The sequence below is a fragment of the Methanothermobacter sp. KEPCO-1 genome, from assembly GCF_008033705.1.
Taxonomy (GTDB): domain Archaea; phylum Methanobacteriota; class Methanobacteria; order Methanobacteriales; family Methanothermobacteraceae; genus Methanothermobacter; species Methanothermobacter marburgensis.
In genome coordinates this window covers 472890-491199 of the sequence record NZ_CP042937.1, presented here as the reverse complement: position 1 = coordinate 491199, position 18310 = coordinate 472890, and the positions used below count along the sequence as shown (strand labels likewise).

The 18310-nt window shown below is 48.1% G+C and carries 23 protein-coding genes; 11 read left to right on the top strand and 12 right to left on the bottom strand.

All coding sequences use genetic code 11. The annotated features are described in order from the left end of the window. Nucleotides 1-3: 3 nt before the first annotated feature. The gene (locus FVF72_RS02655; protein ID WP_255503774.1) at nucleotides 4-888 is read left to right on the top strand and encodes a prenyltransferase; all 885 of its coding nucleotides are present in this window, start codon (nucleotides 4-6) and stop codon (nucleotides 886-888) included. Between the two features lie 48 nt (nucleotides 889-936). Here the strand turns inward: FVF72_RS02655 and cruF are convergent, their stop codons facing one another. From cruF to FVF72_RS02640, 3 genes are read right to left on the bottom strand one after another with little or no spacing between them, the layout of a single operon-like run. Further along, nucleotides 937-1671, bottom strand: coding sequence for a bisanhydrobacterioruberin hydratase CruF (gene cruF, locus FVF72_RS02650; protein ID WP_147671123.1), 735 nt, complete (start codon nucleotides 1669-1671; stop codon nucleotides 937-939). Next, the gene (locus FVF72_RS02645; RefSeq protein WP_147671122.1) at nucleotides 1664-2506 is read right to left on the bottom strand and encodes a carbon-nitrogen hydrolase family protein; all 843 of its coding nucleotides are present in this window, start codon (nucleotides 2504-2506) and stop codon (nucleotides 1664-1666) included. Before FVF72_RS02645 ends, cruF begins: the two co-directional genes overlap by 8 nt. Nucleotides 2507-2516: 10 nt before the next feature. Beyond that, nucleotides 2517-3068, bottom strand: coding sequence for a manganese efflux pump MntP family protein (locus FVF72_RS02640; RefSeq protein ID WP_147671121.1), 552 nt, complete (start codon nucleotides 3066-3068; stop codon nucleotides 2517-2519). A 247-nt stretch (nucleotides 3069-3315) separates the two neighbouring features. Here FVF72_RS02640 and FVF72_RS02635 point away from each other — a divergent pair, with 247 nt between their 5' ends. From FVF72_RS02635 to FVF72_RS02625, 3 genes are read left to right on the top strand one after another with little or no spacing between them, the layout of a single operon-like run. Next, entirely contained in the window at nucleotides 3316-4233 is a 918-nt protein-coding gene (locus FVF72_RS02635; protein ID WP_238523390.1) for a S1C family serine protease, read from the top strand. 53 nt (nucleotides 4234-4286) lie between these two features. Then, nucleotides 4287-5144 carry a MoxR family ATPase gene (locus FVF72_RS02630; protein ID WP_147671120.1) on the top strand — a complete coding sequence of 286 codons (858 nt, stop codon included), beginning with the start codon at nucleotides 4287-4289 and terminating at the stop codon, nucleotides 5142-5144. 28 nt (nucleotides 5145-5172) lie between these two features. Beyond that, entirely contained in the window at nucleotides 5173-6282 is a 1110-nt protein-coding gene (locus tag FVF72_RS02625) for a VWA domain-containing protein (protein ID WP_147671119.1), read from the top strand. A 110-nt stretch (nucleotides 6283-6392) separates the two neighbouring features. On the opposite strand, the gene FVF72_RS02620 is transcribed toward FVF72_RS02625, so the two are convergent. Then, on the bottom strand, nucleotides 6393-6674 hold the full coding sequence (locus FVF72_RS02620) for a hypothetical protein (RefSeq protein WP_147671118.1): 282 nt from the start codon (nucleotides 6672-6674) through the stop codon (nucleotides 6393-6395). 229 nt (nucleotides 6675-6903) lie between these two features. Continuing rightward, nucleotides 6904-7656 carry an endonuclease NucS gene (gene nucS / locus FVF72_RS02615; RefSeq protein WP_147671117.1) on the bottom strand — a complete coding sequence of 251 codons (753 nt, stop codon included), beginning with the start codon at nucleotides 7654-7656 and terminating at the stop codon, nucleotides 6904-6906. A gap of 143 nt (nucleotides 7657-7799) precedes the next feature. Between nucS and FVF72_RS02610 the strand changes: the two genes are divergently transcribed. Next, entirely contained in the window at nucleotides 7800-9194 is a 1395-nt protein-coding gene (locus FVF72_RS02610) for a M48 family metallopeptidase (protein ID WP_147671116.1), read from the top strand. Between the two features lie 40 nt (nucleotides 9195-9234). Here the strand turns inward: FVF72_RS02610 and FVF72_RS02605 are convergent, their stop codons facing one another. Continuing rightward, nucleotides 9235-9561 (bottom strand): hypothetical protein, encoded by a 327-nt coding sequence (locus FVF72_RS02605; RefSeq protein ID WP_147671115.1) that lies wholly within the window; start codon nucleotides 9559-9561, stop codon nucleotides 9235-9237. A gap of 108 nt (nucleotides 9562-9669) precedes the next feature. Here FVF72_RS02605 and FVF72_RS02600 point away from each other — a divergent pair, with 108 nt between their 5' ends. From FVF72_RS02600 to FVF72_RS02580, 5 genes are all read left to right on the top strand, one after another. Next, a complete protein-coding gene (locus FVF72_RS02600) occupies nucleotides 9670-9900 on the top strand; it encodes a ferredoxin (protein ID WP_147671114.1) in 231 nt (76 codons plus the stop codon). A 25-nt stretch (nucleotides 9901-9925) separates the two neighbouring features. After that, nucleotides 9926-10888, top strand: coding sequence for an alpha/beta fold hydrolase (locus FVF72_RS02595; protein WP_147671113.1), 963 nt, complete (start codon nucleotides 9926-9928; stop codon nucleotides 10886-10888). Nucleotides 10889-10910: 22 nt separating this feature from the next. Beyond that, the gene (locus tag FVF72_RS02590; protein WP_242451264.1) at nucleotides 10911-11183 is read left to right on the top strand and encodes a DUF5750 family protein; all 273 of its coding nucleotides are present in this window, start codon (nucleotides 10911-10913) and stop codon (nucleotides 11181-11183) included. Between the two features lie 67 nt (nucleotides 11184-11250). Continuing rightward, entirely contained in the window at nucleotides 11251-11517 is a 267-nt protein-coding gene (locus tag FVF72_RS02585) for a hypothetical protein (RefSeq protein ID WP_147671111.1), read from the top strand. After that, complete coding sequence (locus tag FVF72_RS02580) at nucleotides 11514-11954, top strand: HIT family protein (protein ID WP_147671110.1); 441 nt, start codon at nucleotides 11514-11516, stop codon at nucleotides 11952-11954. The genes FVF72_RS02585 and FVF72_RS02580 overlap by 4 nt, the downstream gene beginning before the upstream one ends. Before the next feature lie 122 nt (nucleotides 11955-12076). Here the strand turns inward: FVF72_RS02580 and FVF72_RS02575 are convergent, their stop codons facing one another. Next, nucleotides 12077-12484: a ferritin-like domain-containing protein gene (locus FVF72_RS02575; RefSeq protein ID WP_147671109.1), complete on the bottom strand. Its 408-nt coding sequence runs from the start codon at nucleotides 12482-12484 to the stop codon at nucleotides 12077-12079. Between the two features lie 106 nt (nucleotides 12485-12590). On the opposite strand from FVF72_RS02575, the gene FVF72_RS02570 reads away from it, so the two are divergent. Then, entirely contained in the window at nucleotides 12591-13691 is a 1101-nt protein-coding gene (locus tag FVF72_RS02570) for a DUF362 domain-containing protein (RefSeq protein ID WP_147671108.1), read from the top strand. A 48-nt stretch (nucleotides 13692-13739) separates the two neighbouring features. Here the strand turns inward: FVF72_RS02570 and nadA are convergent, their stop codons facing one another. From nadA to rnz, 5 genes are all read right to left on the bottom strand, one after another. Next, nucleotides 13740-14657 (bottom strand): quinolinate synthase, encoded by a 918-nt coding sequence (gene nadA, locus FVF72_RS02565; protein ID WP_147671107.1) that lies wholly within the window; start codon nucleotides 14655-14657, stop codon nucleotides 13740-13742. Between the two features lie 139 nt (nucleotides 14658-14796). Continuing rightward, a complete protein-coding gene (locus FVF72_RS02560) occupies nucleotides 14797-15825 on the bottom strand; it encodes a roadblock/LC7 domain-containing protein (RefSeq protein WP_187239659.1) in 1029 nt (342 codons plus the stop codon). Between the two features lie 134 nt (nucleotides 15826-15959). Next, nucleotides 15960-16568, bottom strand: a complete 609-nt coding sequence (locus tag FVF72_RS02555) for a class E sortase (protein ID WP_147671105.1) — start codon at nucleotides 16566-16568, stop codon at nucleotides 15960-15962. After that, complete coding sequence (locus tag FVF72_RS02550; RefSeq protein WP_147671104.1) at nucleotides 16565-17329, bottom strand: mechanosensitive ion channel family protein; 765 nt, start codon at nucleotides 17327-17329, stop codon at nucleotides 16565-16567. Before FVF72_RS02550 ends, FVF72_RS02555 begins: the two co-directional genes overlap by 4 nt. Then, a complete protein-coding gene (gene rnz, locus FVF72_RS02545) occupies nucleotides 17307-18227 on the bottom strand; it encodes a ribonuclease Z (RefSeq protein WP_013295229.1) in 921 nt (306 codons plus the stop codon). Before rnz ends, FVF72_RS02550 begins: the two co-directional genes overlap by 23 nt. Between the last annotated feature and the right edge of the window lie 83 nt (nucleotides 18228-18310).

Genomic DNA, 18310 nt, shown 5'->3' with positions numbered 1-18310 from the left:
CAGATGACCCCAGGATCCCTTTTTAATTCCATAAAAGATTACACGGGCTTTCTGGTCGGCATATCCCGATTCAGGTTCTGGATATACACCGGGGGGACGTATGTAATTGGGTACACCCTTGCAGCGAAGGGGTTCACTGATTTTCTCTCACCAGCCTATTACATCTACCTCATCTACTTCTTTTTCCCGGCTAACGTGTTCATCTACGGTGTCAACGACTACTGGGATGAGGATACAGACAGACTCAACCCCAAAAAGGGTTCAAGGGAGCACATGCTGATGCAAAGTGAGCGGAGGAAACTCAGAAATTCACTGCTTGCAGTTACAGGTATCAGCGTCGCCCTCATGTTTTCACAGAAACCACAGGAGGCCATTCTTTTCCTTGGGTTTTTATTCCTATCATATTTCTACAGTGCACCCCCACTCAGATTCAAGGAGAGGCCCTTCCTGGATTTTTCATCAAATTACCTCTACATAATGCCCGGTGTATTTGCCTACAGCCTTGCATCAGGAAGCCTTCCTGAACCCATAATCCTCCTTGCAGGCTACTGTCACATCGCTGCCATGCACATATTCTCTGCCGTACCTGACACAGAGTATGATAGGAGGGCAGGAATCAACACAACGCCTGTCTTCATGGGTGAAAAGGCGGCACTTGCACTTTCAGCAGCCTTCTGGCTGATATTATCTTTCATCACCGTCTATCTTACGGATCTACATCCCCTCAGCTTTCTGGTATTTGCGTATCCTGCATTTTCCCTTTCTGTACTTCTTTTCGAAAGAATAAGGATAGAGAGGGTTTACTGGTACCTGCCCTACGTCAACACAGCCTTTGGAGGTCTGCTCTTCCTTGCGCTCATAAACCACAAGATCTTTCACTGGATTTGATCTTGAAGTTTTTTTGCTGTAGTTTTCTGGATTTAACTATTCAGGATCCTACCACAGGTTTGCCTTTGTTTTAATGAGTATGAGTGCCAGGAGGATTAAACCGGTTATGAAGGGGATCTCAAGTCCAAGGAAGAGGCAGGCCGCTGTCCAGAAGCACATTATCAGGTAGAGGCTGGAGATGGCCCCTGATTTCATTTCCTTCGTAGAATCACCCAGAACCACAAGCAGAATAAGGGATGCAATGAAACCTGAGAGCACCCATCCAGCGAAGTTCTGCAGGGGCACACCATAGAATATTCCTGGATTACTCCAGATCCAGAACTTGAGGGTCACGGCTGCAGGGTCAATCACAACATCTGTGAGGACCACAAGGAGGGTTGAAAGGCCCAGAAATTTCAGTTTCCCACCAACAGATTCCTTTGCAAGATAGGCCGACCCAAGGAAGAGGGGCAGCCATGCGAATGGGACCGTGAAGGGGGTGTGTCCAAGTATCTTCAGTCCAATGAGTCCGGTGTAGTGGAACTCCGAGTAGGGAAAACCCGTTACTATGGCCAAAGTTTCGATCAGAATTGCATAGGCCCCCAGAACAAGTATCAGAATAACACCACGACTCCTGAGGTCCCTTATCACCGAAATAAATGATGGGAGGGCCATGGATATGATGAAAACAACCGATACCGCGGAATAACCCCCTATATCCACGTTGGCTACAAAGTATGATGAGAATGCAAGGATGATGCCCACGAGGAGTATGATGATGGATTTCCCGGAGGGTCTATTCATGGTCAGCTCCCTCCATCCACCTGTAAACATCTGGTCTCCGATTCCTTAGAAGTGGAAGCTCCCTTCTCACTTTCTCCACCATTTCCATATCCAGGTCGGCTGTTAGAACACATTCTGAGCTACCTGCATCAACCATAACCGAACCCCATGGGTCGGCGACAAGTGAGTGACCGTATGCAACATAGGATGCCCGGGGGTTTCTTGCAGGGGACACTGCGACACAGTAGCACTGGTTGTCAAGGGCCCTCGACCGCACAAGGAGCCTCCAGTGGGCTGGACCGGTTGTCATGTTGAATGCACCGGGAAATATGAGAACCTCCGCACCCCCCAGGGCCATCATCCTTGAGAGTTCAGGGAAGCGCATGTCATAGCATATACCAACCCCGATCACAGCAGAACCTGTTTCAGTAACGGTCACAGAGCTACCTGCAATAAGAGTGTCGGATTCCCTGAAGGTTATCTCACCCTCCACGTCTATATCAAAGAGGTGAACCTTCCTGTGCCTCGCCACGACTTCACCACCATCATCAATGATGAATGATGTGTTGTATATCCCCTCAGGGGTTCGTTCGGGAATTGAACCTGCAACCAGATGGACCCCCAGTTCTGCTGCAACGGAGCTCATTGCGGTTATGGTCTCTCCATTCTCATCCTCCGCATATTCAGGGAAGAGTTCAGAGTCGTAGGGGCATGTGAACATCTCAGGAAGAACCACAAGTTCAGCACCCTGGCTGCACGCTTCCCTTATCATCTCAGAGGCCTTTTTGATGTTTTCTTCCTTTCTCTCATTTACCTGCATCTGACAGATTCCAACCCTCAGACCTGGCACCCCCATAATATGGTCCTCAGAGGACGTTGTTCTCCAGGAGTATCCTTAAACCAATGAGGATGAGGATGACACCACCCAGTGCCTCTATACGGTTTTCAAAGATGTGACCTATCTTCTCTCCAAGATAGCTTCCCGCAAGGGAGAGGAAGAATGTGATGACTCCTATGATTATTATGGGTAACCATATTGATATGTTAAGGAGTGCAAAACTGACACCCACAGCAAAGGCGTCTATGCTGGTTGCAACTGATAGCAAAAGGAGTTCTCGGTAACTGAATTTGAATTCCTCCTCCTCAAGCATGGTGCTCTCGTATATCATTTTCAGCCCGATCAGAAGGAGGAGTGTAAATGCAACCCATGGCGCAAAGGCTGACACGAGGCTCTGGATTTCAATGCCGGATATCCATCCGAGGATGGGCATGAACGCCTGGAATGCCCCGAATGAGAATGCAGTTATGAGGGCGTAGTTGATTCCTGATTCATGGCCCACAAGACCGCGGCTCACTGATATGCTGAATGTGTCCATCCCCAGGCCAATTCCAATGAAAACCATCGATAGAAGATCCATGGGTATCACCATTGAGTAACCATATAATTCTCTCACCAGCTACTTATAAAATCATCTGCAGATGCAAAAACTTTATATACCACAATTTTAATAACTTAAGTTAACTAAATTTCTCGGGTTCTGAAAAACACCTAAAAAGATTTGAATATGGGTTTAAAAAATTTCAGGAAATTTAAAAATGTTTAAAGCCAGAAATAAAAGCATAAGTCATGAATTTGAGGAAAAGGAGTTAGAAGAATCAGAAATAATGGATGCATATTCCAGGGCCGTCATTGATGCCTCCGCGGCGGTGAGCCCCTCGGTTGTCAGGGTAACAACACAGTCAAAATCAGGAAGCAGAGCAGCAGGCGGGGGTTCAGGGGTCATCTATACAGAGAGCGGCCATATAATAACCAACAGCCACGTCATCCACGGGGCAGAGAGGATAGACGTGAACCTCCACACAGGGGAGCACCACACAGCAGAGGTTGTGGGTGATGACCCCCACACTGACATTGCAGTCATAAAAATTGAACCTGAAACAGAACTCCAGGTACCTGAATTCGCAGACTCCAGCAGGGTGAGGGTTGGTCAGCTCGCCCTTGCAATAGGCAACCCCTTTGGCTTCCAGTTCACTGTCACAGCAGGGGTGGTGAGTGCCACAGGAAGATCCCTCAGGACAATGACAGGAAGACTCGTTGATGGGGTCATACAGACCGACGCGGCACTCAACCCTGGAAACTCTGGCGGCCCACTGGTGGACTTCCGGGGGAGGGTACTTGGAATAAACACAGCACTCATAAGGCCAGCCCAGGGGCTCTGCTTCGCCATACCCTCAAACACAGTCCGGGAGGTTGCAGATAAACTCATAAAGGACGGCAAAATAAGGAGGGCCCACTTAGGGGTTTCATGCCAGAACATAGTCATCAGGGATGAACTCAGGGAAAAACTCGGCTTAAACTCAGAGAGGGGCGTGATGATAGCATCACTCCAGGATGGCCCGGCAAGGGACGCTGGAATGATGAGGGGCGATGTGATAGTGGCAATCGATGATGAGCCGGTGGAGACAGTTGACGACATCCACAGGATACTCTGTGAGGAAAAAATCGACGTGGAATGTCACGTGGATGTGATAAGGGGATCAGAAGCCTTTAAAGTCCAGGTAAGGCCCTCAGAGCTCCAGTGACTCCCCACCAAAATTTTTATGGGTGCACAGAACCATAGGTTATCCGTGGTAAGATGAAACCGTCAGAAAAACTGGATGAAATTGACTCATCACTGAGGGGGGTGGGCTACGTACCAGACAGGGAGATCCTGATAACACTCTTCCTGGCGCTGGAACTTGGAAAGCCCATCCTTGTGGAGGGCCCCCCAGGCACAGGAAAGACAATGCTGGCCAGAAAGGCAGCCGAGGCCCTGGGAAGGGAATTCTTCAGGATACAGTGCTATGAGGGCATAACATTCGAACAGATAGTCGGGGAATGGAACTACCAGAAGCAGCTTCTGAGCCTTGAAAGGTCCCGGATCAGTGGATCCCCAGAGGACGTCTTCAGCGAGGAGTACTTCATAAAGAGACCCCTCCTGTCAGCATTCATCAATGAGAAACCCTCACTCCTCCTCATAGATGAAATAGATAAGGCCGACGAGGAGGTTGAGAGTTTCCTGCTTCAGGCACTTGGAGAAAAACAGATAACAGTCAATGACCTTGGAACCTTTGACCTTAGAAATGATATACTGGTCTTCCTCACATCCAACTCCCAGCGAAACCTACTGGATGAGACAAGAGACAGGTGCCTCTACATACACATCGACTACCCTGACCCTGAACGTGAAATGGAGATTGTGAGGGCACATGTCCCCTCTGCACCTGCCGCTCTTGTTCAGGAGACCGTCATGTTCATAAACAGGATAAGGGAACTGGGTGTCATAAAGAAGCCCTCAATAAGGGCAACGGTGGACTGGCTCCGAACCATCATGGCCCTTGGAAAGGAACACATTGACCGGGAAACGGCTGAAGAGACCCTGGGTGTCGTTATAAAAAACAGGGCAGACGAGGGCAAGGTCCGGGGACTTGTGGAATCCCTTGATGAGAGTTAACCACCAGTGAAACTGGAGCACAGGTTTCATGGAGAAAATAATTCTTCTTTCGAATATTTTAAGGGATAAGGGACTTCCTGTAAGTATAAGGAGCACCAAAGACGCATTTTCAGCCTATAAAATATTCAAAAACAGACCTGAGCTCAGGGAGGCCCTCTTTTCAGTTTATGTTAAGGACATGAGGCACTCTGAAGCTTTCATGGACGCCTATAATGAAGTTTTCGGGGTTCTGGATGAAGAAAATGATGAATCATCCGGTTCAGGGAAGGGTGAGAGGATTAAGTCTTCAGAGGAACAGACCCCCGGTGAGGTCACTGAGGGCATCAATATTGAGGATTTAGCGGAAATTCAACCTGAAATCCAGGATATCTTTGACTCCAGAACCGATGAGAGCCAGATCCTTGACAGGGATATGTCCACCCTCAACACATTCGACCCTGAGATATTTGAGCTCTGCCGCAGACTGGGAATGAAAATTGCCAATAGAAGATCCAGGAGGCTCCGCCGTTCAAAGAAGATGCGACCCGATATAAGGAGGAGCATAAGGAGGAACATGAAGCACGGGGGCACGATAATTGAGCTCATGAGGGCAGAGCCCAGGGAGAGAAAGAGCCAGCACATATTCCTGAGTGATGTGAGCGGTTCCTGTGACTGGATAAGCAACTGGTTCTTCTGCATAGTCTACGCGGCCCAGAAGACGTTCTACAGGTCACGTTTCTTCGACTTCGACAGCAGGGTCATTGAAACGACCCACCTACTTGATGAGGATGACCTCTACGATGCCTTCAGGAACCTCAGGGAGTCCAGGATAAGGAACCTCATGCTCCATGGGACATCAAACATGTACACAGCCTTCAGCGACTTTCTTGAAAATGTTAATTTCACAGGAAAGTCCTGTATAGTGATCCTTTCAGACTGCAGGGACTGGGCAGGACCAAGGAAGGATGGTGTCCCTGAAAGCGCTGAACTGGTGGCTGAAATGTCTGAGAGGGCAAGGAAGGTCCTCATACTGAACCCTGAACCAAAAAAGAAGTGGGACGTTGTTGACAGCTGTGTTTCAATTTACAGGGATGCCGGTGCAGCTGTGAAGGAGGTCAGGACCTTAAGGCAGCTGGCAGAGGTTATAGAAGGTCTCTAATGGGCATAACTGTTTTTAAGAGGATATAAAAATGCTCTTAAACCTTTATTCTTTCATCTGTTACTTCAAGAGAAAGGTGACCTGCTGTTTACGTATCAACTGTCCAGTTTTTAAAATGCGCCAGTTGCTCTGTTAACTGCATCCACAAGTTCCTGGAGATTTTCACCGCCACTTTCAAAGGGGAAAAAGCCAACAGGAGCTAAAAAATTCATGGTGTAATTCAAAGTCCGGGATTTTCCTTCATCTTTTATTTCAAGTTTTTTGATCCACTTTATGGGATATTTTTCGTGTTTGAATTTCATGCCAGACCTGAAAAAGAGTTCAAGGAATTTACCATCGAAGGTTATCAGTACTGGATTCTCTTCGCTCATCATCCCTTCCACTTCGATCATTTCAACCCCCTAGAGTCATAGTATTTAATATGGGATTCAGAGTATTTAATATTGCCGGGCCTTTGAGAATGCGGTATTCACATCCGGTTTCATTTTAAAAGCAGACTTCCATGATTTTTATTGCATCAAAATCACTGTTTTTAAGCAATAATGAATATTTTAAACATTTAATGAAACCTGAACTTTAAGCAGATGATGAGGTTATGGGTTTTAATGGATGCAGAGGTTTTCAGAGGAAGTTATCCAGTGTAACCCCTCTGTTTGATTTGAGTTCCCTGGGGGGCTCGATCTCCCTGAACTCCAGCCCCTCATCCTCCAGCATCTCCAAGGCATCATGGGTTATTGATGGGGCCACCAGAATACCCCTCACACCCACCTGGTCATCCCTGAATTCATCCACATATCTCCTGAGCTGCTTAACAGCGCTCACACCAGCCTTTCTGCTTTTAAGTTCAATTATCATGAGTGAACCATTCTCATCCTTACCCAGAATATCAATGAAACCGGAACTGGTGGCATATTCCCTGGCAACGGGTCTGAAGCCAGGTTCGATGAGGTGGGGGTGCATTATTATCATGTCCCCCATGTCGCTTTCATGGCCCGATACGGTGAGCTCATGCATATCCCTTGGAAGGTAGAAGGAGATGAGGTGTATCTCATGGAGCTCAACCTCAAGGCGCTCCTCAGGGGACCTCCTGATACTTTCAAGAAAGAGGCTTCCACGCTTCATGTAGACCCTGCACCTTGATCTGGGGGGCTGCCAGTTAACAGGGTCCACCTTACGGTCCTGGTGGACCATGAATGTTCCATCCGGTTTTATAACGATGAGCCTCTCACCGGCACCAAGACTGCTCCTGGCACGCCCCTCATAGGATGCACTGCAGCAGGCAAGTATCACTATAAGAGAGCGCTTCCTTATACCCTCATCTATCAGCTGGTATGCCTCATTTCTGGATGGATTTTCAGATACCCTGCACTTCATGTTTATCAGCGGCCCAATTTTTCACAGTTCTGACCTTACAGAGGTGTAATTTCTGTTCATCTGGATGTAAGATTTAATATCAATGCTGAAGTTATATATACTCTGCGAGGCAGTGCCACACGAGAAATGAAAGTTGGTTGTCCATGATAAAGGAATTTGTTATAGGAACCGAGCTTGCACCGGCATATTACGGGGATCTCCTTGAATTCATCCGGCGCTACTATCTCATGCCCGGTGACTTCAATGGAATAAAAAGAGATGGCCTGAGGCTTGTTTTCAGGGCATGGATGGGTGAGGGGATAATATACGGGGAGATAATCGCCGGTGAAAACCTCAAACTGATCCTCGAATACCCTGCGGAACTCGGGGAATGGGCAGAGACCATATATGAGGACATATTCACATCCATCCAGGCATTTGAGGATATGATGAGGCAGCACACTGTGTACTTTGCCTGGGTGGAGGGGGAAGATATAATCCCTGAAAGGCCCCCGACAGGGAAGGGAATGGCATCAAAGGGCATATTCGGAAGCAGCATGCTCCTTGTCTATGTGCTCTTCTTTGGTGTCAACATAATCCTATTCATCATCCTGGGATTCTATGCAGTTATAGCGATCCTCCTCATGCAGCTCGGTATAATACTCCTCTCAGACCGCATATACGCCAGGATGGGTGAATGGGTTATAACCCCAGAAAACCCCAGCGTACATATAATCCAGTTCCAGCTCCCTGAAGACGAATTCAAATTCTTCATAGATAAGATGGGTAATGAAGCGATCCTGAAAATCAAACGTGAAATTTACAGGCTTTCCCTTGCAGATAAGAGGCCCCCCACATGTGAGGATGCAAGGGGAGTCCTTGAAATGTACGGCTTCAGGTGCAATCCACTCTATGAGAGGTCAAAGACCGTTAACCTTTACTCCATAATTGAGGACGCTGCCGGGGCATTCGGGATACCGGTACCCAGGATTGTTCTATCAAACACCATGATAGCAAACGCCGCTGCAACGGGCCCAAGCCCCAGCAGGGGACTGGTACTTGTAACAACGGGCCTCCTGGTCCAGTTAACCGACGAGGAGGTGCTTGCGGTTATAGGGCATGAAATGGGGCACCTTGTCGGGCGGGACCCCATAATACTCTTCAGCATAGTGTCTGCCGAGTTTGTAATGAGGCTCACGGTATTACTGCCGGTTGTGCTGGTTTCCCCGCTTCTCTACATAATCATTGCAATGGGTATAATATTCTTTGTGGCTAAGTTCTTTGAGGCAAGGGCGGACCTCCTCTCTGCAATGGTTATAGGAAAACCGGAGGTCCTTGCGAGAGCCCTCAGGAAAATAGGTTACCAGAAACTGGCACTTGAGAAGTCAGGCTCCCAGAGGATATCCGGGTGGACGGCCTGGGACCCCCACCCCCCCATATACTTCAGGATAAAGCGGCTTGAAACTCTGAAGGATTATGAGAACGTGAAAAGTCCCCTCATCAGATCAGCTGTTGATGTGGTAAGGGGATTCAGGGACTCTCTAAGGCAGTTCTTTTAGGTTATGGTTGGTTATCTCAGAAAAACTCCAGCATCTGATTTCATTCAAACCTTGAGAGGACCCCTGCAACATCATCAAGTTTTATCTCATCGGGGCCCCGGATACCATACCTCATGCATATGGATTCAACGGGTTCACGGTTTACAAGGTAATCAAAGAGATCCCTGTACTCATCTTCACTGTAATCATGGCCCTCACGTGTGGCCTCCGCAAGTTCAATTATGGCCTCCCTTAGGAGGTCATCTATTCCCCTTTTACTGGCGAGGCTGTCAAGGAAATCGTTTCTTTTAAGGTCCTCCCCAAAGAATTTTTTAAATGACCTTCTCTGCTGAAGGCCCTTGTAGATGATTATGAGTTTATCCTGCATTTCCCGTGCTTCACCCTTTCTGATAATCTGAAACCCTCCATTCAATCACTAACTATTTTTATCAATTTCGCCATACAATAAAACAGTTCTGATTCTCAGGGTGACACCATGTACAGGCTTGAACTCGATAGGACCATGTGTATATCATGTGGAAACTGTATTGAAAACTGCCCGGAACTCTTTGAATTCGCGGATGACGGTATTTCATCCCTGGTGGGTGTTGAAATATCCGACATTCAGGTTAAGGAATTTGATGACCCATCATGCAGCGAAAAGGCGGCAGCCAACTGTCCTGTCATGTGCATAAAGCTTTACAGGGATGGTGAGGAGATCACATAGTATTGGTTGATTAAGGAGCAGTAAAATGGAGGAAGGCAAACCATCATATTTCAATCTTGGTGAATTCAGATTTGAATCAGGAGAAAAACTCAGAGATGTAAGGGTTGAATACAAAACCATCGGGGAACCCTCCCTGAATGATGAGGGTGAGATAGATAATGCTGTAGTCTATATACATGGGTGGAGTGGGGACTTTTCTTCAGTTAAAAGGATAGCTGACCTCACAGCACCTGGAGGCGCCCTTGACGGGTTCTTTGTGATATCAATGAGCTCCTTGGGGTCACCGGGTTCGGCTTCACCGTCCACAACATCACTTGGAGATGAATTTCCTGCCTATACAGTACTCGACATGGTGAACTTCCAGAGACAGTTTCTCAATGAGAAATTTGGCATAAAAAGGGTCAGGGGGGTCATAGGGACATCAATGGGGGGATTTCAGGCGCTCCAGTGGGCTGCAGAGTACCCCCATGAGATGGAGTTCCTCATGCCCCTTGTAACCTCCTGGAGAACAAGGGGAGTTAACTATGCACTCTTCAGTTACATGAACCACCTCATTGAGTCAGACCCTGACTTTGCCGCGGGCAGAAAACCCAGGAGGGCCCTGTCACTTTCGTCCATGCTCATGTACCTCTATGGACTCTCAAGGGAATACTACAGTGGCCTTGAGAACCCTGAGCTGGAGTCGGCGATGAGGGATATGGGGTCAGAGGGGGAACTCATGGACCCCCATGATGTGCTGTGGAGGAACCGGGCCGCCATGAACCATGACCTGGATGATAAGCTCAGCAGAATAAGGGCAAGAACCCTCATATTCGGGGTGAACCAGGACCAGTACTTCCCACCGGAACTTGACACGATCCCCATGGCCGAACTCATACATGGCTCCGAGTTGATTCTATTTGATTCTGAGTGCGGACATCTGGGAGTGAATGAGATAGGTAAATATGGTGAACTCATAGCTTCATTCATTAAAGGTGACAGTGAATAAGAAGGAAGGTGTTTATTTGCAGGTGAAGGTTGAGGATTTTGGCTTCAGTGAGGATAAATGCATGAACTATGTACTCTACAGGGTGTCAGACATTGATGATGATGTCCGAAGGAAACTCATGGAGAGACTTGAGGAGGACATAGAGGAGGATAACGGAGACCTTCTGATAACAGTTTTCTATGCGCCGGAGTACTTCCCCTTTGGTTCAGAGGAGGCAAAGGTGCGCATGGACGACTTCATTGCAAGGGAGGAAATTGAGATGACAGTATTCCTCTCCAGCGTCCTCGAGGACTGAAGTCATCCAGATGACCCTGAGTTGCTGGTTCCGACGGAGATAGGGGGACATGCATTCTGAACCTTCTGTGGAAGTTAAAAAAACCGAAAAATCCGGCGATAAATGGAGGGTTGTCCTGGAACTACGTATTCCAGGATATGGACTATTAGAGATTCTGGATGAACTTGAAAGAAGATTCAGAGACTACTCATTTCGCGCAGATGGCAGGAATATAACCGTTGAGGCATCATTCAGGATCCTCGAACCATGGGAGGATGAACCGGCGGAGGATGTGGCTGAGTCCATGGCACTGGAACTTCTCTCTTTTATAACTGCTGGGGGGACTTCGGGGTGAAATTTGATGGCTACGGGTTCGGCAAATACCTCTATGAGAGAAAGAGGTGGGCTGTGTTTCTCGCACCAAACCAGAGCAACCTTGGAACGTGTGTAGTGGCCCTCAAAAGGAGGGAGGAGTTTCTTGGAAACCTAAAGAAGGATGAATGGGATGAAATGCTCCTTATAATATCTGAACTTGAAAATGCAGTGAGAAAGGGATTTGGGGCCTCCATGTTCAACTGGGGCGTCCTTCTTAACTCTTTCTACCGTGAAAACACCCCTCCACCACAACTGCACTGGCACTTCATCCCCCGCTACAGAAATGAGGTAATAGTAAATGGGGAGGTATTCGATGACCCCTTCTTCGGTTACATGAGGCCAAGACCCCCAAAGAATATTTCAGAGGAGACTCTCCAGGAAATAAGGAATAAAATGCTGGCCTGGATAAAAAGGTAGAATCATTGTGGGATGGATACAGAACGCTTGGGTAGAGAAGCTGGATCATGCCTTGAAATGATGCCTTGGATAAATAAGATTAAAAAATTTATTTGGCCTGCGGGCAGTAAGCATACAGAATTTTATCGAAGACGCTCCAGCCGCTCCCTGAACTCCTTACGGTGCCTTTTTTCTTCATCAATTATATGCCTTAAAACCCCGGTGACCTCATCATCGTCAATTATCTCTATCTGCCTCTCGTACTCTTCAATACCCTCTGTTTCCTTCTGGATCTGCCTTTCAAGGCCCTCAATTATATCTTCACCAAGGTAATCCACTTTGCCAATCTCCATGGAGGGTCTGCCGCCTCTCTTTGTTATGAGGTCCGCAAGCCACCACATGTGCCTCATCTCATCTGCCGCGATTCCTTCAGTTAGCCTGCTGAGGTCACAGTCCTCTATAACAAATGCGTTGTAGGTGTACATCATGGTCGCCTCAAGTTCATGGCGGAAGTCGATATTCAGGAGTTCTATTATCCTTTCAGTGTCCATAAAAATCCACCTCAACGTAATATCTGTCCATCTGGATATATAAGTGGTTCTCAACGTGAGAAAAAGCCCATATACCCTCTGGAATAAATAGTGTAATGGTGATTGGATGCCAGCGGAGGTTTATTTTTCAGATTTCAGGGCAAGGTCCAGGAACGAGAACAGGGGCATGAAGATACAGAGGATATTTGACGCGGCCTTTGGCGAACCCTTCTCCGGGGATGACGTCATGGCTGTTAAGGTGCACTTTGGTGAGCGGGGCAATGACTCCTATGTGAGCCCCGTTCTGGTGCGCCACGTAATTGAAAGGATAAGGGAGAGCGGGGCATCCCCTTTCCTCACAGATACCAACACCCTCTACTATGGTTCAAGGCACAATTCGGTTGATCACATTGAAACAGCCATACTCAATGGCTTTGACTATTCTGTTGCCGGGGCACCCCTTATAATTGCAGATGGGCTCCATGGAAACAATGAGGTAACTGTGTCTGTGAAGGGAAGGCACTTCAGTGAGGTTAAAATCGCGGGTGACATTGCCGGGGCATCAGCAATGGTTGTCATATCACACTTCAAGGGTCACGGGATGAGCGGCTTTGGAGGGGCCCTCAAGAACCTTGCGATGGGATGCGCCACCATCCAGGGAAAGATTGAACAGCACGAGTGCGCAAAACCCGTGGTGAGGGGTGAATGCACTGGATGCGGGGAGTGCGTCTCTGAATGTCCCGTGGATGCCATGAAACTCCATGATGGCGTCATGATAGAATACGATAGGTGCATTGCCTGCATGAACTGCCTTGACACCTGCCCCAGCGGCGTATTTGACCTTGACTGGGAGAGGGACATACCTGAGTTCATTGAACGGATGATGGAATACGCCCTTGGTGTAACATCCACCATTGACAGGATATTCTACCTGAACTTCCTCCTGGATATAACCCCTGACTGTGACTGTGTGCCCTGGAGTGACAGGAACATAGTTCCTGACATAGGGGTGCTGGCATCAGACGACCCTGTTGCAGTAGACACAGCAAGTTACCACCTTGTGAACCTGGAGGAGGGAATCAGGGGGTCAATGCTTGAGAAAAACCATGAGACCGGTGGGGATAAATTCAGGGGTGTGTGGGGTGACGTTGATGGAACCCACCAGCTGGTATATGCAGAGAAACTCGGTATGGGGGTGCGTGATTACAGGCTGATTGAAATACAATAATAAGTGCACAGAGAGGGTATTGAATCGTAACGGAGTGAATTCTGGCTGTTACTGACGGGATACCTCTATCATCCTCTCAACAGCCCTCCTGGCCCTTTCAGCCACATCATCAGGAACCGTTACAGTGAATTCCTCATTGACCAGTGAATTTTTAACCTTCTCAAGGGTGTGCAGCTTCATGTTCTCACATATGGCCTCTGCGAGGAGGGGGATTGTTTCCTTATCTGATTCAAGATCTATACGTGTTTTCATGTCAACCTCTGTCCCGATTATGAAGCGTTTGCTGTCTGACTCTAGGACCCTCCGCAGCATTCCGCCGGTGCTCAGGATGTGGTCCGCCACTTCCTGAACTTCAGGGTCACATTCAGGGTGTATGAGGAGTTCAGCGTCGGGGTACTCCTCCCTCTTTGCAGCAACATCGGCGACAGTGAACATCTTATGGACGTAGCAGTAGCCGTTTTCTGGGATGGGGATTATCCTCTTTTTGGTGTGCTGCTGAACATACCATGCGAGGTTTCTGTCGGGGCCAAAGAGTATGAGGTCCTCCTCCAGACTTTCAACAATCTTAACGGCATTTGCAGATGTGCAGAGGATATCCGCCTCTGCCTTTGCCTCTGCAAGGGTGTTAACGTATAAAACAACTGCAGCGTCAGGGTATCTTTTTCTGGCCTTCCTGACGTCCTCTGCACTTAGCATGTGTGCCATGGGACACTCCGCACCCCTGTCGGGTATCAGGATCTTCTTATCAGGGTTGAGGATGTAGGCTGTCTCGGCCATGAAGTCCACGCCACAGAAAACAACAATGTCCCTATCATGTATTTCACTTGCCTTCATGCAGAGTTCAAGTGAATCCCCTTTAAAGTCTGCAATTTCCTGTATCTCCTTTTTCTGGTAGTTATGGGCAAGTATGATAGCGTTTTTCTCCTTCTTCAACTTCAGAATATCCCTTTGCAGCTGATTTAACATAAGCGTCCCTACTGAAAAATTATATTGATAGAATCAAGAATTAAGGCAATCTATCTATAGGGGTTAATGTTTTATAAATATTTCCATAAAGGAAGCACCCTGAGTGAAATCATCCTTTATTCTGGAACTTTGGGATCCTTTAATCCCATATCTGCCTTAACTCGGGGTGAATGGTCTCTGTTATTCCAAGTTCATCCATGGCATCCCTGTAGGCCCGGTAGATGGCTGTAAACTCTGGCCTTATCATGCCCCTGAATGCACCATATCCCATAACACGCCCGTAATTCTCTGTTATTGATGTGATTATTATTTCCATGTCCCTCTTTATCTCCTCAAGGCTGTATCCTGCAGCTGAGATGTTTTCCCTCAATTTTTTGAAGTCAACTGATGCATTGCTGAGGACACCAACCCCCTCAAGGGTGATTGGACATTCGTCGTGTGGAAGGGATTTGCGGAGCATACCACCTGCGGGGGCCACACCCATAATTTTACTGGCCCCTATTGACATCGCAAGGAGTATATGCTCATAGATAAGAAGTGCTGTTTCCTTCCGGACTTCGGGGTCAGCTGGGACATCAATGGATTTGAGTTCCGGGAGTGATAGTGGTGGCCTTACCTCGGGGATGGCGTGTGACCGCAGGGACGCTTTAACTTTGTCTTCCATCACTGGTTTTTCTATTTTCTCTTCAAGAGGCTCTGGTTTTTTAATTTCAGGTTTTCTGAGTATTTCTACCTGTTCATGCACCACGTCAGTACTGATATCATGCACAGGTTTCTGTTTCTGCCCCGGGGCTTCAGCTTTCTGTTCTGCAATCGTAACATTGATCTCGTCACCCTCAGGGATCCCACTGACGTGGGAACCCTCAGATTGAGGGGTGGCACCTGCCTCAAGCTCCATGGTTGATTTAATCCCTGCAGCTGATGATTCCTCCTTGACATATTCCAGTTCTTGGAGTATTCCAGGGTCTGAAAGTCTCTCCATAACCCTTCTTGCAAGGAGGATCACCTTGCCAAGGTTTGACCTTTTATCAGCAAGCACAAGGAGATGGAGGGCATCGTTGAGCAGGACCATCTTGCCGCCAGGAAACTCAATAACAGCAGACTGGTAGTCTCCCTGCCCTGCCCTTTTGAGGAGTTTACCTGAAGCATCTGCCATTACACTGGCCATGGATCCAAGGTTTCCGCTGGAGGCTCCCCTGCTGTAGAGGATGCTGCCTGAACTGTCAGTTACGATTACCCCCTCAACACCTTCACCTTCCAGGATTTCACCAACTATCTCTTCAAGTATTCTAAAACCCCCACTCAGATGTTCTCTTTACGCACAAGTTTGCAGTGTGTTATCCAGGCAGCCTTCTTTTTGCCTGGAGGATAACACGTTATGAGCATGAGCCTGGCCTCCCCATTCTGGGCGAAGCGCACGGGATTGACCTTATAGTCCCATCTTATATCATCACCGTTGGATGTCACCACATATACGTAGCGCCTTGAGGAGAGATGGTCCTCTATTATAACCATATCCCCCCTCCTGAGGGCACCTATCCTCCTGAATGGTCCTGAATAGGTGGTTCTATGCCCCAGGATCCCACAGTCGCCTGCAGACCCTGGCATAACACTTTCAGGGTAGTGGTAGACCGATTCATAGGCATTCACGGTGTCCTCCCTTATCCAGCAGCTGACGCCTATTGAGGGTATTATGAGCTTCCCAATTACCGGTCCGCGTGAGCCTGCAACTGTGTTGGGGTCTGAAGGGACAGGGTCAAAAAGTTCTCTGGGTGCATTCCTGTAGTTTTCAAGGTGAACCCTTGACCTTTCCAGGGCCTGGTAATCCTCAAAGGCCTTTATAATAATGCCTGAGGTAATCGATACGAAGAAAAGGCATATGATGGCTGCGTAGATGCTGTTTCTTCTCATTCAAAACCCTGCATTTGATCCCGTTTAGAATAACCTTCAAGGACCTTTTTCACATGAGACGCAATCACGTAACGGTATTTTGTTACCTTTCGCGGATCTGGGATCCAGGCTGTCACCTTTGCCTTTATCCCTGTATCTGTAAATTCAAGGACAATGAGCCCTGGCTCAGGGTCCTTCAGTATACCTGGAACCCCCATGAGAACATCCTTAACTTCAGATTCAAATTTTTCAATATCAACGTCGTAGTCAAGGTTGACCCTGAGTTCAACCCTCCTACTTTCCTCTGCACTGTAGTTGACGTAGGCTGTTTTGGAGAAGGTTGAGTTGGGCACTGTTACTATTTTGGCGTCAGGGGTTTTTATTGTTGTTGTCCTGAAACCCACCCTTTTAACCTTACCCTTCTGCCCGGCAACCTCAATGGTGTCACCAACCCTGAAACTCTTATCAGCCAGTATGAACATCCCGGAGATGAAGTTGGATATGATGTCCCTGGATGCAAAACCCACCGAGACACCCGCTATACCCAGACTCACGGTTATGGCGGTCACGTCTATTCCAAGTTCCCTCAGAACTATGCTAAGGGCTATGATGTATATGCTGTATTTTATTATGTCATTGAGGACCTGTATGAGTGTAAGGTCAAGGTCCCATTTTCTGGTGGACCTCTTGAGGAAATAGGATGCCCACTTAACAAGTAGAACAGCGGCCATCACCGTGACTATTATGATGAGGATGGTTTCAGGCGCTGGAACCGGAATCATCAGCCTTCACCTCCACGGTCATGAGGTCATCTGCCACATCTGTTTCAGGGAAAACCTCCCTTGCGGCGTTCAGAATAACCTCGGTCCGTTTGTATCTGGTGCTGAGATGTGTGAGTATCAGCCTCCTGACGCAGGCAGATGCAGCAACCTCCGCGGCTTCCCTTGCAGTGGAATGCCCACTTTCAGCCGCCTTGTCCTCGCTTCCAGCCTCAAAGGTTGACTCATGTATCAGAAGGTCCGCTTCACGGGCAAGATCTATAACAGACTCACAGGGACGGGTATCCCCTGAGTAGCATATCTTCACACCCCGCCGTGGGCTTCCAAGGACCTCCTCTGGTTTTATGATCCTGTCACCAACCCTCACGGGTATGCCCCTGTGCAGCTTTCCAAAGGCAGGGCCCGGTTTGAGTCCGAGTTCAATGGCCTTCTCCCTGAGGAACCTCGGCCTCTTCTTCTCCTCAAAACAGTAGGCGAGGTTGAATACTGAATGGGAGGCGGGTGCCGAGGTAATACGGTAATCCTCCTCCTCAAGGACGGTGCCGCCCTTAACCTCATGCACATGGATATCAAAATCGAGCGTGAAGTAGCCCAGCTTCATGATGGATTCGTGGAGTTCATGGATTCCTGGGGGCCCATATATCTCAAGGGGCTCCTGGCGCCCCCTGAAGCCCATTGACTGTATCATTCCAGGTATTCCAAGAATATGGTCCCCGTGCAGATGTGTTATGAACATCCTTGTAACCTTCATGGGGCTGATGCCTGCAATGGCCATCTGTCTCTGAGTTCCCTCACCACAGTCAAACAGGAATACCTCACCGGGGATTCGAAGTGCTATTGATGTGTGGTTCCTGTTCTTTGAGGGGACAGCTGATGATGTACCCAGAAATGTAACTTCCATCATATCACTCTTTCAGGTTCTTGGAGGATATCTGCTGGAGATTCTGCTTCATGGACATAAAATTTATAATTCTTCCCTTTATA